This window comes from Streptomyces glaucosporus (assembly GCF_039533345.1).
Classification (GTDB): domain Bacteria; phylum Actinomycetota; class Actinomycetes; order Streptomycetales; family Streptomycetaceae; genus Streptomyces; species Streptomyces glaucosporus.
This window is the reverse complement of the sequence record NZ_BAAATJ010000011.1, coordinates 122828-149095: the sequence shown is the minus strand read 5'-3', so window position 1 is coordinate 149095 and position 26268 is coordinate 122828. Positions and strand designations below refer to the sequence as shown.

Genomic DNA, 26268 nt, shown 5'->3' with positions numbered 1-26268 from the left:
AGACGGCCCGGGTCGGGGGTGGTCCCGAGTACGGCGCGGCCCCGCACCCGGGTGGGTGCGGGGCCGCGGGGGCCGGGCGGGCGTCAGCCCTGGACGCCCAGCTTCTCCAGGATGAGTTCGCGCACGCGGGCGGCGTCCGCCTGGCCGCGGGTGGCCTTCATCACGGCGCCGACGAGCGCGCCGGCCGCCTGCACCTTGCCGCCGCGGATCTTCTCGGCGATCGCCTCGTTGGCGGCGATCGCCTCGTCCACGGCCTTGCTCAGCGCGCCGGTGTCCGAGACGACCTTCAGGCCGCGCTTCTCCACGACCTCGTCCGGCTCGCCCTCGCCGGCGAGAACGCCCTCGATGGCCTGGCGGGCCAGCTTGTCGTTGAGGGACCCCTCGGCGACCAGGGCGCACACCCGGGCGACCTGGGCCGGGGTGATGGGCAGGGCGGACAGCTCGGTGCCCTGCTCGTTCGCCCGGCGGGCCAGTTCGCCCATCCACCACTTGCGGGCCTGGTCGGCCGGGGCGCCGGCGTCGATGGTGGCGGTGATCAGGTCGATGGCGCCCGCGTTGAGGACGGACTGCATCTCGTGCTGGGAGATGCCCCACTCCTCGCGCAGCCGGTTGCGGCGCACGCGCGGCAGCTCGGGGAGCTCGGCCCGCAGCTTCTCCACCCATTCACGCGCGGGGGCGACGGGCACCAGGTCCGGCTCGGGGAAGTAGCGGTAGTCCTCCGCCTCCTCCTTGACGCGGCCGGAGGTGGTGGTGCCGGTGTCCTCGTGGAAGTGGCGGGTCTCCTGGACGATCTTCCCGCCCGCGTCCAGCACGGCGGCGTGGCGCTGGATCTCGAAGCGGGTGGCCCGCTCGACGCTGCGCAGCGAGTTGACGTTCTTGGTCTCGCTGCGGGTGCCGAACGTCTCGGTCCCGTGCGGGCGCAGCGACAGGTTGACGTCGCAGCGCATCTGCCCCATCTCCATGCGGGCCTCGGAGACGCCGAGGGCCCGGATGAGTTCGCGCAGCTCGGCGACGTACGCCCGGGCCACCTCCGGTGCGCGCTCCCCGGCGCCCGTGATGGGCTTGGTGACGATCTCGACCAGGGGGATGCCGGCCCGGTTGTAGTCCAGCAGCGAGTGCGAGGCGCCGTGGATGCGGCCCGTGGCACCGCCGATGTGGGTGGACTTGCCGGTGTCCTCCTCCATGTGGGCGCGCTCGATCTCCACGCGGAAGACCTCGCCGTCCTCCAGCTGGACGTCCAGGTAGCCGTTGAAGGCGATCGGCTCGTCGTACTGGGAGATCTGGAAGTTCTTCGGCATGTCCGGATAGAAGTAGTTCTTCCGGGCGAACCGGCACCACTCGGCGATCTCGCAGTTCAGCGCGAGGCCGATCCGGATGGTGGACTCCACCGCGGTGGCGTTGACCACCGGCAGGGAGCCCGGCAGGCCGAGGCAGACGGGGCAGGTCTGGGTGTTGGGCTCGGCGCCCAGCGCTGTGGAGCAGCCGCAGAACATCTTGGTCCTGGTGCCCAGTTCGACATGGACCTCCAGGCCCATGACGGGATCGTAGGAGGCCAGCGCGTCCTCGTACGACACCAGTTCAGTGACAGTCACGGAAAGCCAAACCTTTCAGGCGCTGCGGTCAGTCGTCGGCGAGGACGTCGTCGATGTCCAGGCGGCGCAGCTCGCGGACGAGGACGGCGGCGTTGGTGAGGACCGCGGCGCCGGAGACGATGGCGTCCAGGAGCTGCAGCTTGTCGCTCTCCCGCCGGGCGAGCTGGACCTGCTTGACGACACCGAAGATGCCGAAGAGCGAGGTGCCGATGGACAGGTACAGGCCGGGCTTGCTCTTCTTGAATCCCTTGGCCTTCTTCAGCGTGCTCACAGTGCGGGTGCCTCCTCCAGGAGCGGGTGGCCCCACCGTGCCTGGAAGGCGGCCTCGACCGCGGCTCCGACACGGTACAGCCGGTCGTCGGCCATGGCGGGGGCGATGATCTGCAGGCCCACCGGCAGTCCGTCCTCGGGCGCCAGGCCGCACGGCAGCGACATGGCCGCGTTGCCCGCCAGGTTGACGGGGATGGTGCACAGGTCCGCCAGGTACATGGCCATCGGGTCGTCGGCGCGCTCGCCGATGGGGAACGCGGTGGTGGGGGTGGTCGGCGAGACCAGCACGTCCACCTGTCCGAAGGCCGCGTCGAAGTCGCGCTTGATGAGCGTGCGGACCTTCTGGGCGGAGCCGTAGTAGGCGTCGTAGTAGCCGGAGGACAGCGCGTACGTGCCGAGCATGATGCGGCGCTTGACCTCGGGCCCGAAGCCCGCCTCGCGGGTGAGGGAGGTGACCTCCTCGGCGGAGTGGCCGCCGTCGTCGCCGACCCGCAGGCCGTAGCGCATCGCGTCGAAGCGGGCCAGGTTGGAGGAGGCCTCGCTCGGTGCGATCAGGTAGTACGCCGCGAGCGCCTTGTCGAAGGACGGGCAGGAGATCTCGACGACCTCGGCGCCCAGCTCGCGCAGCAGCTCCACCGACTCGGTGAAGCGCTGCATCACACCGGCCTGGTAGCCCTCGCCGCCGAACTCCTTCACCACGCCGACGCGCAGCCCCTTGACGTTCCCGTTGCGGGCGGCCTCGACCACCGGCGGGACGGGGGCGTCGATGGAGGTGGAGTCCAGCGGGTCGTGTCCGGCGATCACCTCGTGCAGCAGGGCCGCGTCCAGCACCGTGCGGGCGCAGGGGCCGCCCTGGTCCAGGGAGGACGAGAAGGCGACCATGCCGTAGCGGGAGACGGCGCCGTAGGTCGGCTTGACGCCGACGGTGCCGGTGACGGCGGCGGGCTGGCGGATGGAGCCGCCGGTGTCCGTGCCGATGGCCAGCGGGGCCTGGTACGAGGCGAGCGCCGCCGAGGAGCCGCCGCCGGAGCCGCCGGGGATGCGGGTGAGGTCCCACGGGTTGCCGGTCGGGCCGAAGGCGCTGTTCTCGGTGGAGGAGCCCATGGCGAACTCGTCCATGTTGGTCTTGCCCAGGACGACCACGTCCGCGGCCTTGAGCCGCTTGGTGACCGTGGCGTCGTACGGCGGGATCCAGCCTTCGAGGATCCTGGAGCCGACCGTGGTGGGGACGCCCTCGGTGGTGAAGATGTCCTTGAGCGCGAGGGGGACGCCGGCCAGCGGGCCGAGCTTCTCCCCGCGCGAGCGCTTGGCGTCCACGGCGCGGGCGCGGGCCAGCGCGCCCTCGCGGTCCACGTGGAGGAAGGCGTGCACCTTCTCGTCCACCGCGTCGATCCGGGCGAGGTGGGCCTCGGCCACCTCCACGGCGCTGACCTCGCCGGAGGCGATCCTCTCGGCGGTCTCGGCCGCGGTGAGCCTGGTCAGGTCACTGGTGCTGGTCACGTCGGTCACTCCTCCCCCAGGATCTGCGGCACCTTGAAACGCTGCTGCTCCTGGGCCGGGGCGCCGGAGAGCGCCTGCTCGGGGGTCAGCGACGGACGGACCTCGTCCGGGCGCATGACGTTGGTCAGCGGCAGCGGGTGGGAGGTCGGCGGTACGTCCTCGTCGGCGACATCGGAGACGCGGGCGACCGCGCCGATGATGTCGTCGAGCTGTCCGGCGAAGTGGTCGAGCTCTTCGTCCTTCAGCTCCAGACGCGCCAGCCGGGCGAGGTGGGCGACCTCCTCGCGCGTGATGCCAGGCATGCAGCGATTCCTCGGGGTGAGTGGTGGATCTTTCGGGGCTTCTCGGACTCTTCCTGCGGTCCGCCCCAATCCTATGGCTCCCGGGGCCGTGGACGCACAGCGCTACCACACGCGGCCGCCCGGTGCCACCGCACCGCCCTGTCCGCACCGCCGTTCCCACCGCCGTCCGCGCCGTTCCCGTACCGGCGCGTCGGCCCCTGCCGCGGCCTACCGCGCGGGCTGTCCGTGGGAGCGCCGGGCGCCGCCGTCCCCGCCGGGTCCCGGCAGCGCGGGCGCGGTCCTCTCCGCCGGCGGCGGGGCGCCGTCGCGGGCCCGCAGCCAGGAGGTGGCCTCGGCCGGGGGCATCGCGGCGGAGACCAGCCAGCCCTGCACGGCGTCGCAGCCCAGGTCGCGCAGGCGCTCCCAGGTCTCGTCGTCCTCCACGCCCTCGGCGACGACGAGGAGGCCGAGGGAGTGCGCGAGGTCGACCGTGCAGCGCACGATCTCGGCGTCCTCGGCGTCCACGGCCAGCCGGGCCACGAAGGAGCGGTCGATCTTCAGCTCGCTCACCGGGAGCCGCCTCAGGTGCACCAGCGAGGAGTAGCCGGTGCCGAAGTCGTCCAGGGACATCCGCACGCCGTGCCCGGTGAGCGCGGCCAGGGTGTCCGCGGCCTGCTGGGGGTCCTCCAGGAGGACGTGCTCGGTGATCTCCAGCTGCAGCGCCGCGGCGGGGACGCCGTGCCGGGCCAGGCGGGCGGCGACGGATCCGGCGAAGCCGGGGCTGTGGACGTCGCGGGGCGAGACGTTGACGGCGACCGGCACGGTGAGGCCCTGGGAGCGCCAGCGGGCGACCTGGGCGAGGGCGGTCTCCAGCACGTAGTCGGTGAGGCGCGGCATCAGGCCGGAGGTCTCGGCGATGGCGATGAACTCGTCCGGGGGGACCTTGCCCCTCTCCGGGTGCACCCAGCGGACCAGGGCCTCCAGGCCGGAGACGGAGCCGTCGAAGGCGACCTTGGGCTGGTAGTGGAGCTCCACCTCGCCCGCGTCCAGGGCCCGGCGCAGGTCGCCCAGGAGGCCCAGCCGGTCGGGGGTGTTGCCGTCGCGGGTGGCCTCGTAGACCTCGACGCCGCTGCGGTCGCGCTTGGCCTGGTACATCGCGACGTCGGCGCGGCGCAGCAGGCCCTCGGCCTCGCCGGCGTGGTCGGGGAAGACCGCGACCCCCGCGCTGGCCTCCAGCTCCAGGGTCAGCCCGTCCAGGTCGAGCGGCGAGCCGAGCGCGGAGACGAGCGCGCGGGCGATGCGCTGGGCGCTGGTGGGCGAGTCGGCCAGCGGCAGCAGGACGGCGAACTCGTCGCCGCCGAGCCGGGCCACCTCGGCGCCGTGGGGCAGGGCCGTCCTCAGCCGGTCGGCGATCTGGAGCAGCAGCCGGTCGCCCGCGAGGTGGCCGAGCGTGTCGTTGACCGAGCGGAACCGGTCGAGGTCGATCAGGACGAGGGCCGAGCGGGCCCCCAGCCGGTCGGCCTCGTCCAGGGCGGACCAGGTGCGCTCCAGGAGCCACTGGCGGTTGGCGAGGCCGGTGAGCGGGTCGCGGAGCTGCTCCTCGGCGCGGGCGCGGGCGATCCACAGCGCGGAGTCGAGCGAGATCAGCGGCACGGCGAACAGCGGCAGCAGCAGCGGCGTGTGGTCCGCGACCACGACGATCAGCGGGGAGAGGCCGAGCAGGGCGACGGCGACCAGGCCCTGACGCAGCAGGGCGGCGCGGGCGACGGCGGGCGGCCCGCCCTGCCGCGAGACCGCGACGTACCACTGCAGCCCGCGGGTGACCAGCAGGTAGGCGCCGGCCGCGAGGAGGATCTCGGGGAGGGTGTCCCCGTTCCAGTCGCCGGGCGTCCAGGGGTCCTGCACCGAGGGGCGCGTGCCGGAGGCGGCGAGGCAGAGCGCGGAGGCGCCGATGCCGAGGATGTCCACCGCGCCGTGCCGCAGGCCCTGGCGCCAGCCGTGCCGCCGGGCCGCGGCGACCAGCACCACGACGGCGAGGCTGACCAGGGCGGCGGACGTCCAGCCGTACAGCAGCAGGATGGCCATGGTGAGGGCGGCGCCGGAACCGGTGCCGCCCCACCAGCGGTCGCGGCCGAGCGCCACCAGGTGCCCGACGATGAGCCCGGTGAGGAGGGCGAAGGACCAGCCCTCCACACCGTTCGGGAAGAGCGCGCGCCCTTCGGCGACCGCCCGCCAGAAGCCGAGGGCCAGCACGGCGCCGGCCACGGCGACGACGGCGGGGGACAGCCCGGGCACCTCCAGGGAGACGGCGCGCTGCAGCCAGGGCGCGGTGCCGGAGCCGTCGCCCGGCGGGGCCTGCGGGTGCCCGTGACGGAGCCACTGCCGTCCCCGGTCCCGGGGTTTCTGCTGCATGCGCGTCCCTCTCACAGCCGTCGGTGCCCACGTCACGGCAGGCGCACCCCATCAACAGTAGGGCTCGGACGGCCGTCAGGGCAGTGATCGATCGTGGTTGCCCGAATGCCGACCGGTCGCCCGTGTCCGTCTGATAAGCGCCACGTGGTTCCGTGTCATCACTCGCCAACGACACTTCACCCGAAGGAGTTTGACTGTTCGAAGGATTGTTTCCGCTTACTCCGCGGACGCCTCCGAGGGGACCGTGGCGACCTCCCGCGCCGCATCGGGTCCCCGCTCGAGGAGGACGGCGAACCCGTCGTCGTCCAGGACGGGGACCTTCAACTGCAGGGCCTTGTCGTACTTTGACCCGGGGTTGTCCCCGGCCACAACGAATCCGGTCTTCTTCGAGACGGACCCGGTCACTTTCGCTCCGCGGCTCTGCAGCGCCTCTTTCGCGCCATCCCTCGTGTACGACCGCAGGGTTCCGGTGACCACGACGGTGACGCCCTCCAGCGGACGCGGCCCCTCCTCTCCGCCGCCCTCCTCCTCCATCCGGACCCCGGCGGCCCGCCACTTCTCGACGATCTCGCGGTGCCAGTCCTCGGCGAACCAGGCCTTGAGCGAGGCGGCGATGGTCGGACCGACCCCCTCGGTGGCCGCCAGCTCCTCCTCGGACGCCTCGGCGATCCGGGCCAGCGAGCGGAACTCCCGCGCCAACGCCTCGGCCGCCACCGGGCCGACGTGTCGGATCGACAGCCCGGTGATGATCCGGGCCAGCGGACGCTCCTTGGCGGCCTCGATGTTCTCCAGCATGGCCAGGGTGTTCTTCTTCGGCTTGCCCTCGCGGTTGGCGAAGAGGGTGACGACCTTCTCCTCGCCCGTCTTCGGGTCCCGCTTGGGCAGACCGCTGTCCGGGTCCAGGACGTGCGTCTTGATGGGCAGCAGCTGTTCGAGGGTGAGGTCGAACAGGTCGCCCTCGTCCCGCAGCGGCGGCTCGGCCGGCTCCAGCGGCTGGGTGAGCGCGGTGGCCACCACGTACCCGAAGTGCTCGATGTCCAGGCACTTGCGGCTCGCCAGGTAGAAGAGCCGCTCGCGCAACTGACCGGGGCAGGAACGGGAGTTGGGGCAGCGCAGGTCGACGTCCCCCTCCTTGGCGGGCTTCAGCGCAGTGCCGCACTCGGGGCAGTCCGCGGGCATCACGAACTCCCGCTCGCTGCCGTCCCGCAGATCCGCCACCGGCCCCAGGATCTCGGGGATGACGTCGCCCGCCTTGCGCAGCGCGACCGTGTCCCCGATCAGCACGCCCTTGGCCTTCACCACGTCCTGGTTGTGGAGGGTGGCGAACTCCACCTCGGAGCCGGCCACCGTCACCGGCTCCACCACGGCGAACGGCGTGGCGCGCCCGGTGCGCCCGATGCTCACCTTGATGTCCAGCAGCCTGGTGTTGACCTCCTCCGGCGGGTACTTCCAGGCCACGGCCCAGCGCGGCGCCCGCGAGGTGGAGCCCAGCCGCCCCTGGAGGGGGATCTCGTCCAGCTTGACGACGACTCCGTCGATCTCGTGCTCCACCGAGTGGCGGTGCTCGCCGTAGTGCGCGATGAACTCCCGCACCTCCTCGACGGAGCCGACCACCCTGGCGTGCGGGGAGGTCGGCAGACCCCACTCGCGCAGCAGCTCGTACGCGTGCGACAGCCGGTCGATGTCGAAGCCCTCACGGGCGCCGATGCCGTGCACCACCATGTGCAGCGGGCGCTCGGCGGTGACCCTGGGGTCCTTCTGCCGCAGCGAACCGGCCGCCGCGTTGCGCGGGTTGGCGAACGCCGGCTTGCCCGCCTCGACCAGCCGCGCGTTCAGCTCCTCGAAGCGCTCCATGGGGATGAACACCTCGCCGCGGATCTCCACCAGCTCCGGGATCCGCTCGCCGCGCAGCCGCTCGGGGACGTCCGCGACCGTGCGGATGTTGGGCGTGATGTCCTCCCCGGTGCGCCCGTCGCCCCGCGTGGCGGCACGGGTCAGCCTGCCGTGCTCGTACGTCAGGTTGACCGCGAGGCCGTCCACCTTCAGCTCGCACAGGAAGTGGTAGGGGACGCCGGTCAGTTCGCGCGCGATCCGGTCCGCCCAGCCGTCCAGCTCGGCGTCGTCGAAGACGTTGTCCAGCGACAGCATCCGCTCGCGGTGCTCGACGGAGGTGAACTCCGTCTCGTACGAGCCGGCCACCTTCTGGGTCGGCGAGTCGGGCGTGGCCAGCTCCGGGTACTCGGCCTCCAGCGCCTGCAGTTCGCGCATCAGGGCGTCGAACTCGGCGTCGCTGATGACGGGCGTGGTCACGTAGTACCGGAAGCGGTGCTCCTCGACCTCCTGAGCCAGCCGGGCGTGCCGTTCACGCGCCGCGCTGTCCGGGCTCTTCATCTCCACGAAACCAGCCTCCCGTTACTCAGGGTCGTTTGCGAGGGACCGTGCGGCCCGGACGCAGTGCTCCAGCGCGGCCCGCGCGTACGCGGGGGAGGCGCCCGCCAGCCCGCAGGCGGGCGTGACCACCACCGACCGCTCCAGCAGCTCCGGCGACAGCCCCAGCCTGCGCCACAGCGTCCTGACACCCATGACGCTACCGGCAGGGTCTGACAGTGCGCTCGAGGACCGCTCCACCGCCGCCACGGCGCCCGCGAACAGGGCGGTGCCGCCCTCGACCGCCTCGCCGACCGCCTCGTCGTCACGTTCCGTGAGCAGGGAGAGGTCGAAGGAGATCCCGGCGGCGCCCGCCCGGCGCAGCAGCCCGAAGGGCACTCCGGGCGCGCAGGAGTGCACCACCACGGGGCTGTCCCCGGCGGCCCGCACGACCTCCCGCAGGGCCTGCTCCACCACGGCCCGGTCCACGGCCCGGTGGGTGCGGTAGCCGCTGGCGGTGGGCACCCGCCCGGTGAGGACGGCGGTCAGCGACGGCTCGTCGAGCTGGAGGACCACCGTCGCGCCCGGCACCCGCCGCCGCACCTCGGCGAGGTGCCCGCGCACCCCCTCGGCCAGGGACTCGGCCAGGTAGCGGCAGGCGCCGGCGTCGCCGAGCATCGCCTCCCCGTTGCGCCTCTCCAGCGACGCCGCCATCGTCCACGGCCCGACGGCGGAGACCTTCAGCGCCCCGGTGTAGCCCTGGGTGAACTCCTCCAGGGCGTCCAGGTCCTCGCCCAGCCAGGACCGGGCGCGCCGCGTGTCGCGCCCGGGGGCGTCGCCGACCCGCCAGCCGCTGGGCTCCAGGCGGGCGTACAGCTCCACCAGCAGTCCGGCCGTCCGCCCGATCATGTCGGCTCCGGGGCCGCGCGCGGGCAGCTCCGGAAGGAAGGGGAACTCCTCCAGGATGCCGGTGACGGTCCTCGCCGCCTCCCGGGCGTCGGTGCCCGGCATCGACCCGATCCCGGTGGCGGCGGCCCGCCCCCACACGTGCCCGCTCACGCCGACGGCCTCACCCTCAGGTCGGTGATCTCCGCGTCCCCCGGCAGGTCGAGGGCCGTCAGGACCGTGGTGGCCACCGACTCCGGCGCGATCCACCGCGCCGGGTCGTACTCCCGGCCCTCCTGCCGGTGCACCTTGACCTGCATCGGCGTGGCGGTGCGGCCGGGGTAGACGGAGGTGACGCGCACCCCGTTCGCCTTCTCCTCGGCGCGGAGCGAGTCGGCGAGCGCCTTCAGTCCGTGCTTGCTGGCGGCGTACGCGCCCCAGTCGGGGTTGGCGGTCAGGCCGGCGCCGGAGTTGACGAAGACCACGTGGCCGCGCGCCAGGCGGAGCTGGGGCAGCAGCAGCCGGGTCAGTTCGGCCGGGCCGACCAGATTGACGGCCAGGGTGGCGTTCCAGACCTTGACGGTCAGCTCCCCGACCGCGCCGAGGTCCACGACTCCGGCGACGTGCAGCAGGGAGTCCACCTCGTGCGGCAGCTCCTGGTGGGACAGCGCCCACGACAGCCGCTCGGGTTCGGCCAGATCCCCGACGAGGGTGCGGGCGCCGGGGAAGCGTCCGGCGAGTTCCCTCGCGCGTCCGGCGTCCCGCGCCAGCAGCCACAACTCCTCGCCGCGCTCGCTCAGCCGCTCGGCGATCGCGGCCCCGATGCCGGAGCCCGCCCCGGTGATCACATGCGTTCCCATGGGCCCCATCGTCCCATCCGCCGTTCCCCGTCCGGGCGCGGCGCCGCCCGCCGTGGTCCAATGCGGTCCATGGCCGCCTCCGTCCCTCCTCCTCCCCGCGTCCCCTCCCCCGGCCGTCCCCGCACGCCCGCCTCCGCGGGTCCGCCCGACGGCGGGCGGGCCGTCCCCCGCTCCGGCCACATGGTCGTCTGCGGCGACAACTCCCTGGCCCAGCGGCTGACGCGGGAGCTGGCCTCCGTCTACGGGCAGGCGGTCACCGTCGTGCTGCCCTCGCTGCGCGGCGGCGACCAGGGGCCGCGGATCGCCGCGCTGGTCGGCGACCCGCGGCTGGACGTGCGGGTGGTGGAGGCGCAGGTGCCGGACGACGCCGCGCTGCGCGAGGCGGGCATCGAGCACGCCGCCGCGCTGGCGCTGACCTCGGGCGACGACCAGCTCAACATCCACACCGCGCTCCGCGCCCGCCGCATCAACCCCGGGCTGCGGCTGGTCATCCGGATGTTCAACCGCACTCTGGGCCGCTATCTGGAGAACCTCCTCGACCGCACGATCGCCGCCCGCGTCCCCGGCCTGGACCAGGTGACCGTGGACGCCTCCACCACCGTCCTCTCCGACGCCGACACCGCCGCTCCCTCCCTGGTGGCGGCGGCGGTGGTCGGCAGCGACAAGATCATCCAGGCGGACGGGCTGCTGCTGCGGGCCAAGGAGCGCACCATCGGCACCGCCGACCGCCGCGACCCGCTGTGCACCCTGGCGCTGCTGCCGGACGCCCCGGACTCCGACGAGGGCGACGTCTACGCCGATCCCGAGGACCGCGACGGCCCGGTCCTCCTCCCCGACCCCCGCGGGCTGGAGGGCCTGCCGCCCGAGCGGGGCACGGTGGTGCTGGAGGCGATCACCCGCCGCTCCGGCGGGCCGGGCGTTCCCGCCCGCGTCCCCAGGCTGCCGGTGGCCACCTTCTTCTCCCGGCGGCTGCGCGTCTCCCTGATCACGCTCACCGCCGTGGTGGCGCTGCTGGCCGCGGCCAACTGGTACGTCACCCGCGAACTGCCCCTGCACGCCGCGTACGTCACGCTGCTCAACGTCCTGTCGATCAACGACCCGGCGGTGGACGAGTCCACCGGCGAGCAGGTCCTGCAACTGCTGGGGGCCGTCGCCGGGACGGCGCTGCTGCCGCTGCTGTTCGCCGTGGTGCTGGAGAGCTACGGCACCTTCCGCCAGGCGGCCGCCCTGCCGCCCCCGCCGCGCGGCATCGAGCGGCACGTCGTCCTGCTCGGCCTGGGCAAGGTCGGCACCCGTGTGCTGGACCGGCTGCTGGAGATGGGCATCCCGGTGGTGTGCATCGAGCGCGACCCCGAGGCCCGCGGCATCGCCGTGGCCCGCGCCCGGCGGGTGCCGACCCTGATCGCGGACGTCACCGAGGACGGGGTGCTGGAGGAGGCGGGGATCGCCCGCAGCCGGGCGCTGCTGGCCCTCACCAGCGACAGCGGCACCAACCTGGAGGCCACGCTCTACGCCCGCCAGGTCCATCCCGGGCTGCGGGTGGTGATGCGCCTGTTCGACGACGAGTTCGCCGCCACCGTCTACCGCACCCTGCGCGACACCTACCCCGGCGCCCAGACCCACAGCCGCAGCGTCTCGGCGCTGGCGGCCCCGGCCTTCGCGGGCGCCATGATGGGGCGCCAGGTGCTGGGCGCCATACCGGTCGGCCGCCGGGTGCTGGTCTTCGCCGCGGTGTCGGTGGCGGGCAACCGGCTGCTGGAGGGCCGCACGGTCGGCGAGGCGTTCCGTCCCGGCGCCTGGCGGATCCTGGCCCTGGACACCGCCCCGCCCGACCGCCGCCGCGCCGATCTGGGCGGCTTCTCGCCCGACGGCCCGACGTACACCCTCACCGGCGACCTGGCCTGGCGGCTGCACGACGGCTATGTGCTGGCGGCCGGCGACCGGGTGGTGGTCGCCGCCACCCGCGAGGGCCTGGGCGACCTGCTGGCGGGCGGCGACCCGCGCGGCGCGGACGCCCCGGCGCCCGCGCCGTGAACCGCCGTCACACGGGGCGGCCCGCTCCGGCCGCGCGGTCCGCGGGGCCCCGCGCGGACGCCGGCGCCGGCCGGGTGACGCGGATCTTGGACTGGCCGTGCGGGAGGCGTTCCCAGTCGTCCATGAAGCGCGCCCGGAGGCCGTGGCTGGCGGCGAGGTCGGTCAGCGTCTCGGTGCGGTAGTAGAAGTCCTCCCGCAGCACCTGGTGTTCGCGGCCTTCGGTGCGGTCGAAGGTGAAGTCGAAGAAGCCGCCCGGTGCGAGGATCCGCCCCACGTTCTCCAGGCACTGGTCGATGACGTCCAGCGGCGAGTGGGAGAAGACGCTGTGGGCGTGGACGACGGTGAAGTGCGCGTCGGGCAGGAAGTCGAAGGTCAGGTCGTCGGCGATCGCCAGGTGGGGCAGTTTGGCCTGGAGGCCGTGGCGCACGAGGGTCCGCTCGGCCTCGACGAGGATGTGGGGCGATATGTCGATGCCGTAGTAGTGGCCGGGCTCCAGGTAGTCGATGAACAGCCGGCCGGCCCGCAGGTTGCCGCAGCCGATCTCCAGCATCCGGTCGTCCGGCCTCAGGCCGTGTCCGATCAGGTAGTCGAACTGCATCCGGCCGATCGCCCGCCAGCGCTCCGGCGACGCCCTTCCGCCGACCGCCGCCTCGGGGCTGCGGGCGGCGTCGGAGGCCATCACGGCCCGGTAGTACGCGATGTGGTCGCGGTGCCTCGCCCGCAGCCAGGCGTTGCGGGCGGCCCGGCGCAGGTGGGCGGGGATCCGTTCGGGGTGGTGGAGCGCGTAGCGCGCCTTGTGGGCGAGGCTGGCGCGGTTCCGGGTGAGGCGGGAGGGGAGTGCGGTCCGCATGGGGCACCTCCGTGTCGCTCGGTCGACGAGCCGGTGGCGCCAGTATGGGCGGGAGGCGCCCGGCGTACTTTTCTACTGCTCCGAAGGAGTGCGCCTTCACGTCGCCGGTCCACGCCGCGGAGGCAACCCGTTCCGCTCGGTGTGCGTCCTGTCGCCCGCAGGAGCGGTCGGCGGGATCGCGGCCCGTGGTTCCCGGGTTCCGGCGGCCCGTCCGATCCGCTATACACGTCGTGTATACGCTGTATGTATACACGCATTGCATACGCATGTCGCCGGGCCGGGACGCGGAGGGCTCCGACGTCCGTCCGGCGGCGGAAGGAAAGGCACCATGTACGGCAAGGCATTCGCCCCCGAGTACCAGGGCGCTCTGACCGGACTGTCGGTGAACGCGTCCCTGGCCGACGTGCTGGCGGCGGGCACCGAACGGCTGAGGGCGGCGGAGCGCGAGGGGTCGGCCGCCGAGGCGGCCCGCTCGGGGCTGGCGGTCGCCGAGGCGCACCGCAGGCTGGGGAACGTGGCCGAGGCCGACCGCGCGTGGAAGGCGAGTTACCGCGCCGCCCGCTCGGCCGGGGACACCGCGGCCATGGCGTGGGCGCTGTGGAGCGGCGGCACCCTGGCCCGGCAGCGCGGCGCCCTGGCCCTCTCCTGGCGGCTCCTCTCCCTCGCGGCCGAACTCGGCGAGCGGGGCGGGGACGTCGTGGCGCGCGGCTACTCGCTCGCGGGGCTGGCGGAGACCGGGCGCATCCAGGGCGACTACGAGGCCGTGGGCGCGCTCCACGAGCAGCTCCTGGCCGAGGCCCGGAGGCGGGGCGAGGCCCGGCACACGGTGTGGGCGCTGGAGGGCATCGCGCAGATGCACCGCAACAACGGCTCGTACGACTCGGCGTACGCGCTGTTCGCCGAGGCGGCCGGGATAGCCGAGCGGGCCGACGACCGGCGGGGGCACGCCTGGGCCCTGCGCGGCCTGGCCGACATCCTCTCCGCCCGCGACAAGGACACCGACCGCGCCCTGGAGCTGCTGAGCGAGGCGGAGGCGGCCTGCCGGGAGATGCGCCTGGCCGGCGCGCTCGCCTACAACCACAAGATGCGGGGCAACGTCCTGTACCGCGCCGCCCGCTGGGCCGAGGCCCGCGACCTGTACGAACAGGCCCTGGCGGAGTTCCGGGAGATGGGCGAGCCCAGGGGCGAGGCGCTCGCCCGGCTGGGGCTGGTCAAGTCCCTGGCACGGCTGGGCCGCGACCGCGAGGAGACGGCCGCCGACCTGGCCTCGCTCGCCCGCGACCTGGAGCGGATCGGGTTGCGGCACTCCCGGCGCATGGTGCTGGCCGCGTACGAGGAGCTGGGCGTCGGGCACCGGGCCGCGGGACCGGAGGCCGGACGGTGACGGCGGCGACCGCGGTTCCGGTGGAGGCGGACGGCGTTGCCCCGACGGCCCCGGACGTCCTGGAGCGCTGCCGGCGGCTGGTGGGGCCCGCGCTGGCGGCGGCCGTCGAGCGGCTGCACCCGTGGCCCGCCGAGATGGCCGCGTACTCCCTGGGCTGGTGCGAGGTGGGCGGCGCGCCCGCCCCCGGCGCGACGGGCGGCAAGGGCCTGCGTCAGGCGCTCGCCGTGCTCGGCGCCGAGGCCGTCGGCGCACCGGGCGAGGCGGGTTCGGCGGGCGCGGTGGCGGTGGAGCTGGTGCACACCTTCTCGCTCCTCCACGACGACGTGATGGACGGCGACACGACCCGGCGCCGCCGCCCCACCGTGTGGAAGGCGTACGGAACCGGCCCGGCGGTGCTGGCGGGCGACGCGCTGTTCGCCCTCGCGGTGGAGACGCTGGCCGCCGCGCCGGGAGCCCACGGCCCGGCGGCCGTCCGGCTGCTGGCCGCGTCCCTGACCGATCTGGTGCGGGGCCAGGCCGACGACCTGCTGTTCGAGTCACGTCCCTGGCGGGGCCCCGGCGCGGTGCGGCCCGACGAGTACCGAATGATGGCCGAGCACAAGACGGGAGCCCTGCTGGGCAGTGCCGCCGCGCTGGGCGCCCTGCTCGCCGGGGCCCCCGAGGAGACCGTCGCCACCCTGGACCGGGCGGGCCGGCACCTCGGCGTCGCCTTCCAGATCGTGGACGACGTCCTGGGCATCTGGGGCGACCCCCGCGTCACGGGGAAGCCCGCGCACGGCGATCTGCGGCGGCGCAAGAAGACCCTGCCGGTGCTGGCCGCCCTGAGCACCCCGGAGGGGGCGGCGGGCGGTTTGGCCGCCCGGCGGCTCGCCGGCCTCCTGGAGGGCGCGGACGCCCTCGACCACGACGGTGCCCGCCGGGCGGCGGACCTGGCCGAGGAGGCGGGCGGCCGCTCGGCGGCCCTGGCCGAGGCGCACCGTCACATCGCCGCGGTGCACGCCTGTCTGGAGTCGGTGCCGCTGGCACCGCGACCGCTCGGCGACCTGCGGACGCTGCTGGACTTCCTCCTCCACCGCCGGCTGTGAGCCGCTCGGCCCCGGTCCGGCCCCCACGTGTCCGGTTCCGGTCTTGGCGGCCCGCCCCCGCCGCCCCACCATCGGACGCGGCGGCCCGTCCGGGCCCCGGGAGAGGGGACGCACATGGACTTGGGACTCGGCGGCCGGCGGGCCCTGGTGACGGGCGCGAGCAGCGGACTCGGGAAGGAGATCGCCCGGGTGCTGGCCGCCGAGGGCGCCTCCGTCGTCGTCCACGGGCGGGACGAGGCCAGGACCGAGGCGGTGGCCGAGTCCATCCGGGACGGCGGCGGTGACGCCACCGCCGCGATCGGCGACCTGGCCACGGACGCGGGAGCCGACGCGGTCCGGGACGCGGTCGACGCGAGCGGCGCGCCCGTGGACATCCTCGTCAACAACGCCGGTTCCTACGACATCACGCTGGGTTGGGACACCACGTCCCCCGAGGCGTGGGCCGAGATCTACAACGTCAACGTCATCTCCGGCGTGCGCATGATCCGGCGCTTCGTCCCCGGCATGCGGGAGCGCGGGTGGGGGCGGGTGATCCAGATCGGCAGCCTCGTCGGCCGACTGCCCGTGGCGGGCTACCCGCACTACGTCGCGGCCAGCGCCGCACGGAGCGCCCTCGCCCGGTCCCTGGCACGCGAGTTGAGGCACACCGGGGTGACGTCGAACGCGATCGCGGCGGGGGGCTTCGTCACCCCGCCCGTGGAGAGCATGCTGTTCGAGGCGGGCCGGCAGTACGGCTGGGGCGACACCGTGGAGGAGATCGAGCCGAAGGCGATCGCCGCCTTCGGCCCCAACGACGTCGGCCGTCTCGGCCGCCCCCGCGAATGCGCCGACCTGGTCGCGTTCCTGGCCAGTCCGTGCTCGGGCTATCTGACCGGCGCGGTCCTGCCGCTCGACGGCGGCGCGTAGGCCCGGCCCGTCCCCGGGGCCGGCCCGTCCCCGGGGCCGTCACGCCCCGCGTCCGTCAGGCGGCGGTCGCGGGGACGGGCGGGGTCGGCGGTTCGTCCCAGGCCAGTTCGAACCAGACGGTCTTGCCGCCCGGCCCCGCGGGCCCGCCCCCGGCCGGGCAGCCGCCCCACCGGTCGGCGAGCACGTCGAGGATCAGCAGGCCGCGCCCGCGCTCCGCGTCGGGAGGGGGCGGGGGCGAGACGGGCGCGGGGACCTGCGGGTCGGCGTCCCAGACGCTGACCCGCAGCACCGGGTGCGCCCACTGGAGCCGCACGGCGGCGGCGCGCTCGCAGTAGCGGACGGAGTTGGTGGCCAGTTCGGAGGTCAGCAGCTCGGCGCGGGGCGCCAGTTCGCGCAGTCCGTGCGCGGACAGCACGGCGCGCAGGGCGGCTCTGGCGATCCCCGGCCCGCGCGGGTCGCGGGGGAAGCGCAGCTCGTACTCCCAGGGTTCGGCGAACGGGATCGGCGACGGAAACGGCGTGCTCACGCGGTCCTCCGGTGGGGTGGGTGTCGGTCGCGCCGTGCGATCGCGCCACGGTGGGGGCGCGGGCGGTGGCCTGCCGTTCCGCCCTCCCGGGCATGGGCGAACGGTGCGCTTCCGCTGCACGCCGGGCGGCACGGCGCGGTGGTGCGGGCCTCACCGTAGAGGCGTTTTCATAACGCGTGCTACCAAAGTAATCAGAACGAGTTAACCCTTGGTGATCTCGTGGACCGCCGCACCGGACATCGCACAGACTGTGCGCGGACAGGGAGAAGGCACATGGCACCAAGGCAAACCCCGACGGTCCTCCAGCGGCGGTTCGGCACCGAACTGAGACGGCTGCGCGAGGAGATCGGCATGTCCGCGGAGACCGCGGCCGGCCTGCTGGGAACGAACCGGACGATGATCTCCAACATCGAGGCGGGCCGCTTCGGCATCAGCGAGGAACGCCTGCGTCGTCTGGCGAGCATCTACGAGTGCTCCGACCAGGCGCTCGTGGACACCCTGGCAGGGATGACCGGAGGGCGGAGGGTCCACTGGTGGGAGGAGTACCGGGGCAAGATCCCGCCGGACTTCCTCGACGTGTCCGAGATCGAGCACTACGCGGTGCGGCTGCGCACGGTCCAGACCGCCCACCTCCCGGGCCTGTTCCAGACCGAGGACCACGCGAGGGCGATCTTCGAACTCCTCGTGCCTCCGCTGCCGCGTCTCGAAGTGGAACTGCGCGTGGCGCACCGCCTCGCCCGGCAGGCCGTGGTCACCGGCGACAGAGCCACCCCCTATGTGGGCGTCATCCACGAGGCCGCGCTGAGGATGCAGTTCGGCGGCAGGAAGGTCGCCCGAGCCCAGCTCAACCGCCTGCTGGAGGAGAGCGAACGCGACAACGTCACACTCCTCGTGATCCCGTTCGCGGCCGGCGGGTTTCCGATGGCCGGAGACTCCGTCCTCTACGCGGAGGCGCCGAACCCGCGCCTTGATACCGTGCACATGGACTCGCCCACCGGCGCGGTGTTCATCGACTCTCCAACCCAACTGGCCAATTTCCGGGCACGGTTGGAACTGATCGAGAAAGCCGCGCTGGCTCCCGAGGCGTCGAGGGACTTCATCGGCGCAATCGCCAGAGACCTGTGAGAGGTGCCGTCCATGCCCGAACCCGTGTGGGTCAAGTCGTCCTTCTCCGAAGCGGGCGGCAACAACTGCGTGGAGGTCGCCGCCGACGGCGACGGCATAGCCATGCGCGAGAGCACCGACCCCACCCGCACCCTCACCGCCGACCGCGCCGCCTTCCGCGCCCTCCTGCGCACCGCCAGGGCCGGGGAGCTGGACCACCTCACCAGGTGACTCCCCGGCACCGCTGGCCAACTACCGCGCCCTGCTGGACCTGATCGAGCGGCACGCCTTGCCTCCCGCGCAGTCACGGGATTTCATCCTCTCGATCATCCGCGACGTGTGAGACGTGCGAGAGGAACAGCGGTGTCCGAACTCTCCTGGCAGAAGTCCTCGTTCTCCGGCGGCGGCGGCAACAACTGCGTGGAGGTCGCCGCCGACGGCGACGGCATAGCCATGCGCGAGAGCACCGACCCCGCCCGCACCCTCACCGCCGACCGCGCCGCCTTCCGCGCCCTCCTGCGCACCGCCAGGGCCGGGGAGCTGGACCACCTCACCAGGTGACTCCCCGGCACGGCCGGCACCGCCTTCCGGTCCCCGGGCCGGAAGGCGGTGCCGGCCGAGGCCGCCGGAGCCGGTGGCGTACCTGCGCGGGACGGCCGCCCGCGCCCTCCACGCCACCGGGAACTCCGGCTAGGCTCGCGGCAGGACTTCGCCACCAACGACGAAGGGGGGCCGCTCAATGAGCGGAACGGTCACGGCAGTCAGCAGCAACGGCACGCACTCGTTCACCAAGCCGAACCGGGACAGCATCACGCTGCTCGCCGGGCTCGGGGTGGAGGGGGACGCCCACGCGGGGGTGACGGTCAAGCACCGCTCGCGCGTCGCCAAGGACCCCACCCAGCCGAACCTGCGCCAGGTGCACCTGATCCACGAGGAGTTGTTCGACGAGGTCGGGGAGGCGGGGTTCAAGGTGCGGCCCGGCGAGCTCGGCGAGAACATCACCACCCGCGGCATCGACCTGCTCGGCCTGCCCACCGGCACGCTGCTGCGCATCGGCGGCGAGGCCGTGGTGGAGCTGACCGGTCTGCGCAACCCGTGCCTCCAGATCGACAACTTCCAGAACGGGCTGCTGAAGCAGGTGCTCGGCCGCGACGCGGACGGGAACGTCATCCGCAAGGCCGGGGTGATGGGCGTCGTGCGGACGGGCGGCGTGGTGCGTCCCGGCGACGCGATCGGGGTCGAACTGCCGGACGGGCCGCACCGGCCCCTGGACCGGGTCTGACCCCGGCCGGCCCGGAGGCCGGGACGGCGGGGTTCCGGGAGCAGGCGTCCGGTGCGCGGGGGCGGGGAAGGGCGGTCACCCACGCGGACGCCGGACGGCGTACCTCCGTCCGGCGACGCGCCGGCTCGCGGCGGTGACCGGCGGAACATCGGCGCGGACCTGCTGGTTCCTCCTGCGTGTACCGGGGCGGTGCTCCCGTGCCCGTCCCTCCCCTACGTCACCGCAGCGAGGAAGCATCCATGATCGTCGTCACCGGAGCCACCGGGCAGCTCGGCCGTCTCGTCGTCGCCGCCCTCCTGGAGCGCGGCGTGCCCGCGTCCCGGATCGTCGCCGCCGTCCGCTCGCCGGAGAAGGCCGCCGACCTCGCGGAGCGGGGCGTGCGGGTCCGCGAGGCCGACTACGACCGGCCCGGCACCCTGACCGCCGCGTTCGAGGGGGCGCGCAGGGTGCTGCTGGTCTCCGGCAGCGAGGTCGGCCGGCGGGTCCCGCAGCACCGGGCCGCCGTCGACGCCGCGAAGGCCGCCGGAGCGGAACTGCTCGCCTACACCAGCGTCCTCCACGCCGACACCGCCACCGTCCCGGTCGTGCCGGAGCACCGGGCCACCGAGGAGTACCTGCACGCCTCCGGGCTGCCCCACGTCCTGCTCCGCAACGGCTGGTACACCGAGAACTACGAGCAGGCCGTCCGCCAGGGCCTGGCCACCGGTGTGATCACCGGGGCCGCCGGGGACGGCCGGATCGCCTCGGCCGCCCGCGCCGACTACGCGGCGGCGGCCGCCGCCGTCCTGGCCGACGAGGACGCCTCGGCCCACGCGGGCGCGGTGTACGAGCTGTCCGGCGACACCGCCTGGACGATGGCCGAACTGGCCGCCGCCGTCACCGACGTCTCCGGCACCGAGGTCGTCTACCGGAACCTGCCCGCCGACGAGTACGCCAAGGCCCTCACCGGCGCCGGGCTGCCCGAGGGGACGGCGCGGTTCCTCGCCGACACCGACACCGCCATCGCCGCCGGCGACCTCGGCGACACCCCCGGCGACCTGTCCCGCCTGACCGGCCGCCCCACCACCCCGCTGCGCGACACCCTCGCCGCGCTCCTGAAGGGCTGACCCGCCCCGTCCCGTGTGCGGCGGCCGCACACGGGACGGGAACCGGCGGCCGCCCGGCGGCGACGGCCGTCCCCGGACGCCTCAGCCCCGGACGCCCGCCGCCCCGCGGCGCTCGGTGGCGGCGATGGTGGCCGAGCCGACGACGCGGGTGCCGTCGTAGAGGACGATCGCCTGGCCCGGGGCGACGCCGCGGACCGGCTCGGCGAACGTGACGCGCAGCTTCGCGCCGTCCGGGCCGTCCACCGGCTCCGCCGTCACCGGCGTCTCGCCGCCGTGCGCGCGGAACTGGGCGGTGTAGGCGCCGGGTCCGGCGGGCGGGGCGCCGCACCAGCGGGGGCGGATGGCCGTCAGGGCGACCACGTCCAGGGAGGACGCGGGGCCGACGGTGACGGTGTTGTCCACCGGGGAGATGTCCAGGACGTAGCGCGGCTTGCCGTCGGGGGCGGGGTGGCCGATGCGCAGGCCCTTGCGCTGCCCGACGGTGAAGCCGTACGCGCCCGAGTGGGTGCCGAGCTTGTTGCCCGCCTCGTCGACGATGTCGCCCTCGGAGGTGCCCAGGTGCCTGGCGAGGAACCCCTGGGTGTCGCCGTCGGCGATGAAGCAGATGTCGTGGCTGTCGGGCTTGCGGGCCACCGCCAGGCCGCGGCGCTCGGCCTCGGCGCGGATCTCCTCCTTGGTGGTGGGGGTGTCGCCGAGGGGGAACATGGCGTGGGCGAGCTGCCGCTCGTCGAGCACGCCCAGGACGTAGCTCTGGTCCTTGGCGTCGTCGGCTGCGCGGTGCAGTTCGCGGGTTCCGTCCTCGCGGACCACGATGGTGGCGTAGTGGCCGGTGCACACCGCGTCGAAGCCCAGCGCGAGGGCCTTGTCCAGCAGCGCCGCGAACTTGATCTTCTCGTTGCAGCGCAGGCAGGGGTTGGGGGTGCGGCCCGCCTCGTACTCGGCGATGAAGTCCTCCACCACGTCCTGCCGGAAGCGCTCGGCTAGGTCCCACACGTAGAAGGGGATGCCGATGACGTCGGCGGCGCGGCGGGCGTCGCGGGAGTCCTCGATCGTGCAGCAGCCGCGGGCGCCGGTGCGGAAGGACTGCGGGTTCGCCGACAGGGCGAGGTGGACGCCGGTGACGTCGTGGCCCGCCTCCACCGCGCGGGCGGCGGCGACGGCGGAGTCGACGCCGCCGGACATGGCGGCGAGGACGCGGAGGCGGGGCGCGGGGTTCGGCGCGTGCGGCGTGTCAGTCATAGCGCTCCCAGGGTACGGGGCCGCGCGCGGGCCGGTGGAACCGAACGGGTGATCCGAGCGTTGTGCGGGCCGTGAGCGAGAGAGAGACCCCCGGCCGGCGGGCGGGACGGAAGGGCGGGCCGGTCGGCCGCCGCGCCCTGCTGATCGGCGGCGCGGCGGTGGGCCTGGGCGCCCTCGGCTACGCGGCCCGCGACGACGTGTCCCACCTGTGGTGGCGGGTGCCGGGCGTGAACCGGCCCCGGACGGAGGGCGAGGTGGACCATCCGGGCGCGGAGTGGGTACCGGCGTCCCCGGCGAACTGGCGGCGGGCCGACCGGCCGTACGACTACACCATCGACCGGGTCGTGATCCACGTCATCCAGGGCGGCTACGACGTGGCCCTGAAGGTCTTCCAGGACCCCGCCCACGGCGCCGCCGCCCACTACGTGGTGCGGACCGCCGACGGGCACGTGGCGCAGACGGTGCGGGAGCTGGACGTGGCCTACCACGCGGGCAACCGCGCGTACAACGAGCGGAGCATAGGCATCGAGCACGAGGGCTTCGTGGAGCGCCCCGGCACCATCACCGACGCCACCTACCGCGCGTCGGCCGAGCTGGCCGCGGGGATATGCGACCGGTACGGCCTGCCCAGGGACCGGAAGCACATCGTCGGCCACGCCGAGGTCCCCGGCGCCGACCACACCGACCCCGGACCGCACTGGGACTGGGACCGGTACCTGCGGATGGTCCGGGCGGTGCCCGTCCGCAAGGCCTGAACTCCCCGGTCTCGCGCGGGAATCCGGGAGCACCGGGCGGCGCGGCGGGCGGCGCGCACGCCGCCGGCGCCCGCTCCCGGTGCGGCGGCTCAGCTCAGGCCGGCGCCCCGGGCCCGCTCCACGGCCGGGCCGATGGCGGCGGCCACCGCGTCCACGTCGGCCTTGGTGGAGGTGTGGCCGAGGGAGAAGCGCAGGGTGCCGCGGGCCAGGTCCGGGTCGGTGCCGGTGGCCAGCACCACATGGCTGGGCTGGGCCACGCCGGCGGTGCAGGCCGAGCCCGTGGAGCACTCGATGCCCTGGGCGTCGAGGAGCAGCAGCAGGGAGTCGCCCTCGCAGCCGGGGAAGGCGAAGTGCGCGTTGGCCGGCAGCCGCCCGTCCGGGTCGGGGTCGCCGCCGAGGACGGCGTCGGGCACCGCCTCGCGCACGGCCTCGATCAGCGCGTCGCGCAGGGCGCCGACCTCCCGGGCGAACTCCTCGCGGCGGTCGACGGCGATCCGCGCGGCGACCGCGAAGGCGGCGACGGCGGGCACGTCGAGGGTGCCGGAGCGCACGTCGCGCTCCTGGCCGCCGCCGTGCAGCAGCGGGGTGGGGGACCACTCGCGGCCCAGCAGCAGCGCCCCGGTGCCGTAGGGGCCGCCGATCTTGTGGCCGCTGACGGTCATCGCGGCCAGCCCCGAGGCCGCGAAGTCCACCGGGACCTGGCCGACGGCCTGGACGGCGTCCGCGTGCATCGGGATCCCGGCCTCCCGGGCCACGGCGGCGAGTTCGGCGACGGGCTGGAGGGTGCCGATCTCGTTGTTCGCCCACATCACGGTGGCCAGCGCCACGTCGCCGGGGTTCCGTCCGATCGCCTCGCGCAGCGCGTCGGGGTGCACCCGCCCCAGGGGGTCGACCGGCAGCCACTCCACGAGGGCGCCCTCGTGGTCGGCGAGCCAGTGGACGGCGTCGAGCACCGCGTGGTGCTCGACGGGGCTGGCCAGGACGCGCCTGCGGGCGGGGTCGGCGGCGCGCCGCGCCCAGTACAGGCCCTTGACGGCGAGGTTGTCGGCCTCGGTGCCGCCGGAGGTGAGGACGACCTCGCTCGGCCGCGCTCCCAGTGCGGCGGCGAGCGTCTCGCGGGCCTCCTCCACGGTGCGCCGGGCCCGCCGTCCCGCCGCGTGGAGGGAGGAGGCGTTGCCGGTGAGGCCGAGCTGGGCGGTCATCGCCTGCACCGCCTCCGGGAGCATGGGGGTGGTGGCGGCGTGGTCGAGGTAGGCCATGGTTCCCCGATTCTACGAGCCGCACCGGCGGACACGGGAGCGAGGACCGGCCTGGTCCGGCCGGTCCTCGCTCCTGGGGGCCGCTCCGCCGCGTGTCTCGCCATCACGCGGCAGGCGGTGGTCGTGCGGTCTCAGGCGATCTTGTGCTCGGCCTGGAACATCCAGTGGTGCTTCTCCAGTGCGGCGATGAGCTCGATGAAGATGTCCTGGGTGACCGGGTCCGGCTTCTCGGTGACCTCCATGCGCTCGCGCATCCGGTTCACGACGGCGGCCAGGGCGCCGACCATGACCTCGACGGCCTTGTCGTCCTTGTGCCAGCCGCTCTCCACACCGGTGATGCCCGTGCCGGCGGCGACGCTGGCCGCACGGCCGTCGGGGGCCAGGCCCAGGGCCGCGGCGCGTTCGGCGACGGTGTCGGAGTAGGTGCGCGCGGTCTCCACGACCTCGTCGAGCTGGAGGTGGATGGAGCGGAAGCGGGGCCCGATCACGGTCCAGTGGATCTGCTTGGCCACCAGGGACAGGTCGACCAGGTCGACCAGCGCGCCCTGGAGCGCCTCGCCGACGATCTTGAGGTCCTGATCGGGCAGCGTGCTCTTCACGGCGTACATCCGTTGACCACCTTCGCTTCTCTCGCGGCGCCTGTCGTATTTGACTAGTTTTCGTCCTTTCCTCGGCTACCCACGAGATTCCTCTCCACTCTCATCCGTACGCCTCACACACCGCCCGCACCGGCGGAACGCCGCCGCCGCGCCGGACGGCCCGTCCGACCCGTCCGGCCCACACCGCCGGCGTCCGGCGCACGCCGAAGGCCGCCCCCCGGGGGAATCGCGGGGGCGGCCTTCGGGCGGTGCGCTGTGCGGGCCGGACGGGCCGGGCGGCGGGTCCGGCGGAGGGCTCAGCCCAGCAGGGCGCGGGCGAGCTGGCGGGACTGGGCGACCAGCCGGTCCTCGCTGTCCCAGACCTCGGCGTCCTCCTCCAGGAAGCCGCCGGCCAGGTTGCGGGTGGTGATCGAGACCCGCAGCGGCCCGGGGGCCGGGCGCCGGCGGACGTGGACGGTGAGCTCCACGGTGGGGACCCAGCCCGACAGGCCCAGGTCGAAGGCGGTGGGCGGCAGGGCGTCCACGGTCATCAGCAGGGAGATCGGGTCGGGTTCGCGGCCGTCGGCGAGTCCGAACCAGGCGCGCACCTCGCCGCGTCCGCTGGGCCTGCCCACCGCCCAGCCGACGGTGGCCGGGTCCATCCGCAGGTCGATCTGGTGGGTCATGGGCGGGATCGCCGACGGGTCCATGCCGTCGCGGGCCCCGAGGCAGTGCTCGTACGGCGGGATCCGCGGCGGCTCGGCGCTGGTGCGGACGTCGTCGGGCAGCGCGGCCAGGTCGCCGTAGCAGGCCAGGACGCGGATGCGCTCGACCTCCCGGCCCTCCTCGTCGGTCTGGACGAGGGAGGCGGTGCCGGTGGACAGGGTGCGGCCGGTGCGGACGGTGGAGGTGCGCACGGTCGCCGGGCCGGGGCGGGAGGCGGTGAGGTAGTGCGCGGTGACGGTGAAGGGGTCGGGGTGCGGCAGGGCGTCGCCGAGGGCGCGGCCGACCAGGGCGAGGAGGTAGCCGCCGTTGACGGCGTGCCCGATGGTCCAGTCGGCGGAGAGGTCGGCGTCGTAGACGCCCCCGCCCCGCGGGGTGATGGCCGTGTCGCGGTCGAACGCGCTGGTACCGATGGTTGCCTCGGTCATGGGAGTGCACCCTACAGGCATTTTGTTACCGGTCGGTAGCCGGGGGTCGGCCAGGGCCTCACGCCTCCGCGGCGCCCTGGTCGGTGCTCCCGCTGCGGCGGTGCCAGGCCCGCGGCGCCCGCAGGTTGTAGCGCAGGGCCAGCAGCCTCAGCCCGAAGGCGAGAGCGGCGGACAGGGCGCTGGTCACCGCGTCCAGCAGACCGGTGTGGATCAGCAGCGCCACCGCCGTCGCCCCGACCAGGGCGGGGACGGCGTAGATCTCGCGGTCCCAGCGCAGCAGGGAGGGCACCTCGTTGGCCAGCACGTCCCGCAGGACGCCGCCGCCCGCGGCCGTGGCCAGGCCCATGGCGACCGAGGCGACCGGACCGAGCCCGTACGCGTGCGCCTTGACGGTGCCGGTGACGCAGAACAGGCCCAGGCCCGCCGCGTCGAACACCATCACCGCCCGGTTGATCCGCTCCACCTGCGGGTGGAGGAAGCAGACCAGCGCCGTGGCGACCAGCGGGGTCAGCAGGTAGCCCAGGTCGGTGAGGGCAGCCGGGGGCACGGCCCCGATCAGCACGTCCCGGATCAGCCCGCCGCCCAGCGCGGTGGCCTCGGCGAGCACCGCCATGCCTATGACGTCGAAGTTCTTGCGGACGGCGAGCAGCGCGCCGGAGATCGCGAAGACGAAGATCCCGGCCAGGTCGAGCCAGTGCTGGACTGAGGGGGTGAACAGATCCACCCCCCGGTTGTAACAGGTGCGCCTGCGCCGCCGACGACCGCGCCGCCCGACCCGGCGGCACGGGCCGGGGCGGGCGGCGCGACAGAGGAGCGGACAGAGGAGGGGAAAGGAGAGGGAC

General features: G+C 74.3%; 25 protein-coding genes. 10 read left to right on the top strand and 15 right to left on the bottom strand.

The annotated features are described in order from the left end of the window. Nucleotides 1-83: 83 nt before the first annotated feature. The 8 genes from gatB to ABD358_RS14330 form a co-directional block, all read right to left on the bottom strand. Nucleotides 84-1592: an Asp-tRNA(Asn)/Glu-tRNA(Gln) amidotransferase subunit GatB gene (gatB, locus tag ABD358_RS14365; protein WP_344631370.1), complete on the bottom strand. Its 1509-nt coding sequence runs from the start codon at nt 1590-1592 to the stop codon at nt 84-86. 28 nt (nt 1593-1620) lie between these two features. Then, nucleotides 1621-1863, bottom strand: a complete 243-nt coding sequence (locus ABD358_RS14360; protein ID WP_344631369.1) for a hypothetical protein — start codon at nt 1861-1863, stop codon at nt 1621-1623. Continuing rightward, nucleotides 1860-3362 carry an Asp-tRNA(Asn)/Glu-tRNA(Gln) amidotransferase subunit GatA gene (gene gatA / locus ABD358_RS14355; RefSeq protein WP_344631368.1) on the bottom strand — a complete coding sequence of 501 codons (1503 nt, stop codon included), beginning with the start codon at nt 3360-3362 and terminating at the stop codon, nt 1860-1862. Before gatA ends, ABD358_RS14360 begins: the two co-directional genes overlap by 4 nt. Before the next feature lie 5 nt (nt 3363-3367). Then, nucleotides 3368-3664: an Asp-tRNA(Asn)/Glu-tRNA(Gln) amidotransferase subunit GatC gene (gene gatC / locus ABD358_RS14350; RefSeq protein WP_031505700.1), complete on the bottom strand. Its 297-nt coding sequence runs from the start codon at nt 3662-3664 to the stop codon at nt 3368-3370. 207 nt (nt 3665-3871) lie between these two features. Then, nucleotides 3872-6055 (bottom strand): putative bifunctional diguanylate cyclase/phosphodiesterase, encoded by a 2184-nt coding sequence (locus ABD358_RS14345; RefSeq protein WP_344631367.1) that lies wholly within the window; start codon nt 6053-6055, stop codon nt 3872-3874. 216 nt (nt 6056-6271) lie between these two features. Further along, a complete protein-coding gene (gene ligA / locus ABD358_RS14340) occupies nt 6272-8446 on the bottom strand; it encodes an NAD-dependent DNA ligase LigA (protein WP_344631397.1) in 2175 nt (724 codons plus the stop codon). 21 nt (nt 8447-8467) lie between these two features. Next, entirely contained in the window at nt 8468-9481 is a 1014-nt protein-coding gene (locus ABD358_RS14335; RefSeq protein ID WP_344631366.1) for a methionine synthase, read from the bottom strand. Further along, nucleotides 9478-10167 (bottom strand): SDR family oxidoreductase, encoded by a 690-nt coding sequence (locus tag ABD358_RS14330; RefSeq protein ID WP_344631365.1) that lies wholly within the window; start codon nt 10165-10167, stop codon nt 9478-9480. The genes ABD358_RS14335 and ABD358_RS14330 overlap by 4 nt, the downstream gene beginning before the upstream one ends. A 69-nt stretch (nt 10168-10236) precedes the next feature. Between ABD358_RS14330 and ABD358_RS14325 the strand changes: the two genes are divergently transcribed. Beyond that, the gene (locus ABD358_RS14325) at nt 10237-12201 is read left to right on the top strand and encodes an NAD-binding protein (protein ID WP_425576323.1); all 1965 of its coding nucleotides are present in this window, start codon (nt 10237-10239) and stop codon (nt 12199-12201) included. Between the two features lie 7 nt (nt 12202-12208). Here the strand turns inward: ABD358_RS14325 and ABD358_RS14320 are convergent, their stop codons facing one another. Continuing rightward, nucleotides 12209-13051 carry a class I SAM-dependent methyltransferase gene (locus ABD358_RS14320; RefSeq protein WP_344631364.1) on the bottom strand — a complete coding sequence of 281 codons (843 nt, stop codon included), beginning with the start codon at nt 13049-13051 and terminating at the stop codon, nt 12209-12211. A gap of 328 nt (nt 13052-13379) precedes the next feature. On the opposite strand from ABD358_RS14320, the gene ABD358_RS14315 reads away from it, so the two are divergent. The 3 genes from ABD358_RS14315 to ABD358_RS14305 all read left to right on the top strand — a co-directional run bounded on the left by ABD358_RS14315 (nt 13380) and on the right by ABD358_RS14305 (nt 16426). Beyond that, nucleotides 13380-14435 carry a tetratricopeptide repeat protein gene (locus ABD358_RS14315; RefSeq protein ID WP_344631363.1) on the top strand — a complete coding sequence of 352 codons (1056 nt, stop codon included), beginning with the start codon at nt 13380-13382 and terminating at the stop codon, nt 14433-14435. Then, the gene (locus ABD358_RS14310; protein ID WP_344631362.1) at nt 14432-15520 is read left to right on the top strand and encodes a polyprenyl synthetase family protein; all 1089 of its coding nucleotides are present in this window, start codon (nt 14432-14434) and stop codon (nt 15518-15520) included. Before ABD358_RS14315 ends, ABD358_RS14310 begins: the two co-directional genes overlap by 4 nt. Before the next feature lie 114 nt (nt 15521-15634). Then, nucleotides 15635-16426 (top strand): SDR family NAD(P)-dependent oxidoreductase, encoded by a 792-nt coding sequence (locus ABD358_RS14305; RefSeq protein ID WP_344631361.1) that lies wholly within the window; start codon nt 15635-15637, stop codon nt 16424-16426. Nucleotides 16427-16481: 55 nt separating this feature from the next. Here the strand turns inward: ABD358_RS14305 and ABD358_RS14300 are convergent, their stop codons facing one another. Beyond that, nucleotides 16482-16952: an ATP-binding protein gene (locus tag ABD358_RS14300; protein WP_344631360.1), complete on the bottom strand. Its 471-nt coding sequence runs from the start codon at nt 16950-16952 to the stop codon at nt 16482-16484. A gap of 273 nt (nt 16953-17225) precedes the next feature. Here ABD358_RS14300 and ABD358_RS14295 point away from each other — a divergent pair, with 273 nt between their 5' ends. From ABD358_RS14295 to ABD358_RS14275, 5 genes are all read left to right on the top strand, one after another. Next, nucleotides 17226-18077 carry a helix-turn-helix domain-containing protein gene (locus ABD358_RS14295; RefSeq protein ID WP_344631359.1) on the top strand — a complete coding sequence of 284 codons (852 nt, stop codon included), beginning with the start codon at nt 17226-17228 and terminating at the stop codon, nt 18075-18077. Nucleotides 18078-18089: 12 nt separating this feature from the next. Beyond that, entirely contained in the window at nt 18090-18287 is a 198-nt protein-coding gene (locus tag ABD358_RS14290) for a DUF397 domain-containing protein (RefSeq protein WP_344631358.1), read from the top strand. Nucleotides 18288-18419: 132 nt separating this feature from the next. After that, nucleotides 18420-18617, top strand: coding sequence for a DUF397 domain-containing protein (locus tag ABD358_RS14285; RefSeq protein ID WP_344631357.1), 198 nt, complete (start codon nt 18420-18422; stop codon nt 18615-18617). A 178-nt stretch (nt 18618-18795) separates the two neighbouring features. Continuing rightward, a complete protein-coding gene (locus tag ABD358_RS14280; protein ID WP_344631356.1) occupies nt 18796-19338 on the top strand; it encodes an MOSC domain-containing protein in 543 nt (180 codons plus the stop codon). Nucleotides 19339-19577: 239 nt separating this feature from the next. Further along, nucleotides 19578-20444, top strand: coding sequence for an SDR family oxidoreductase (locus ABD358_RS14275; RefSeq protein WP_344631355.1), 867 nt, complete (start codon nt 19578-19580; stop codon nt 20442-20444). Nucleotides 20445-20525: 81 nt separating this feature from the next. Here ABD358_RS14275 and mnmA read toward each other — a convergent pair whose 3' ends face one another. Continuing rightward, nucleotides 20526-21683, bottom strand: a complete 1158-nt coding sequence (gene mnmA / locus ABD358_RS14270) for a tRNA 2-thiouridine(34) synthase MnmA (RefSeq protein WP_344631354.1) — start codon at nt 21681-21683, stop codon at nt 20526-20528. A 71-nt stretch (nt 21684-21754) separates the two neighbouring features. Here mnmA and ABD358_RS14265 point away from each other — a divergent pair, with 71 nt between their 5' ends. Further along, a complete protein-coding gene (locus ABD358_RS14265) occupies nt 21755-22438 on the top strand; it encodes an N-acetylmuramoyl-L-alanine amidase (protein ID WP_344631353.1) in 684 nt (227 codons plus the stop codon). A gap of 89 nt (nt 22439-22527) precedes the next feature. On the opposite strand, the gene ABD358_RS14260 is transcribed toward ABD358_RS14265, so the two are convergent. From ABD358_RS14260 to ABD358_RS14245, 4 genes are all read right to left on the bottom strand, one after another. After that, a complete protein-coding gene (locus ABD358_RS14260) occupies nt 22528-23697 on the bottom strand; it encodes a cysteine desulfurase family protein (protein ID WP_344631352.1) in 1170 nt (389 codons plus the stop codon). A gap of 131 nt (nt 23698-23828) precedes the next feature. Next, nucleotides 23829-24305 (bottom strand): Dps family protein, encoded by a 477-nt coding sequence (locus tag ABD358_RS14255; protein WP_344631351.1) that lies wholly within the window; start codon nt 24303-24305, stop codon nt 23829-23831. 287 nt (nt 24306-24592) lie between these two features. After that, the gene (locus tag ABD358_RS14250) at nt 24593-25426 is read right to left on the bottom strand and encodes a thioesterase family protein (protein WP_344631350.1); all 834 of its coding nucleotides are present in this window, start codon (nt 25424-25426) and stop codon (nt 24593-24595) included. A 58-nt stretch (nt 25427-25484) separates the two neighbouring features. Next, nucleotides 25485-26150: a trimeric intracellular cation channel family protein gene (locus ABD358_RS14245; RefSeq protein WP_344631349.1), complete on the bottom strand. Its 666-nt coding sequence runs from the start codon at nt 26148-26150 to the stop codon at nt 25485-25487. Between the last annotated feature and the right edge of the window lie 118 nt (nt 26151-26268).

Excerpts from the sequence above, each read along its gene's own strand:
- gatC (WP_031505700.1), bottom strand. The coding sequence starts at position 3,664 with ATGCCTGGCATCACGCGCGAGGAGGTCGCCCACCTCGCCCGGCTGGCG.
- ABD358_RS14345 (WP_344631367.1), bottom strand. The coding sequence starts at position 6,055 with ATGCAGCAGAAACCCCGGGACCGGGGACGGCAGTGGCTCCGTCACGGG.
- ligA (WP_344631397.1), bottom strand. The coding sequence starts at position 8,446 with ATGAAGAGCCCGGACAGCGCGGCGCGTGAACGGCACGCCCGGCTGGCT.
- ABD358_RS14330 (WP_344631365.1), bottom strand. The coding sequence starts at position 10,167 with ATGGGAACGCATGTGATCACCGGGGCGGGCTCCGGCATCGGGGCCGCG.
- ABD358_RS14325 (WP_425576323.1), top strand. The coding sequence starts at position 10,237 with ATGGCCGCCTCCGTCCCTCCTCCTCCCCGCGTCCCCTCCCCCGGCCGT.
- ABD358_RS14320 (WP_344631364.1), bottom strand. The coding sequence starts at position 13,051 with ATGCGGACCGCACTCCCCTCCCGCCTCACCCGGAACCGCGCCAGCCTC.
- ABD358_RS14315 (WP_344631363.1), top strand. The coding sequence starts at position 13,380 with ATGTACGGCAAGGCATTCGCCCCCGAGTACCAGGGCGCTCTGACCGGA.
- ABD358_RS14305 (WP_344631361.1), top strand. The coding sequence starts at position 15,635 with ATGGACTTGGGACTCGGCGGCCGGCGGGCCCTGGTGACGGGCGCGAGC.
- ABD358_RS14295 (WP_344631359.1), top strand. The coding sequence starts at position 17,226 with ATGGCACCAAGGCAAACCCCGACGGTCCTCCAGCGGCGGTTCGGCACC.
- ABD358_RS14290 (WP_344631358.1), top strand. The coding sequence starts at position 18,090 with ATGCCCGAACCCGTGTGGGTCAAGTCGTCCTTCTCCGAAGCGGGCGGC.
- ABD358_RS14280 (WP_344631356.1), top strand. The coding sequence starts at position 18,796 with ATGAGCGGAACGGTCACGGCAGTCAGCAGCAACGGCACGCACTCGTTC.
- ABD358_RS14275 (WP_344631355.1), top strand. The coding sequence starts at position 19,578 with ATGATCGTCGTCACCGGAGCCACCGGGCAGCTCGGCCGTCTCGTCGTC.
- mnmA (WP_344631354.1), bottom strand. The coding sequence starts at position 21,683 with ATGACTGACACGCCGCACGCGCCGAACCCCGCGCCCCGCCTCCGCGTC.
- ABD358_RS14260 (WP_344631352.1), bottom strand. The coding sequence starts at position 23,697 with ATGGCCTACCTCGACCACGCCGCCACCACCCCCATGCTCCCGGAGGCG.
- ABD358_RS14255 (WP_344631351.1), bottom strand. The coding sequence starts at position 24,305 with ATGTACGCCGTGAAGAGCACGCTGCCCGATCAGGACCTCAAGATCGTC.
- ABD358_RS14250 (WP_344631350.1), bottom strand. The coding sequence starts at position 25,426 with ATGACCGAGGCAACCATCGGTACCAGCGCGTTCGACCGCGACACGGCC.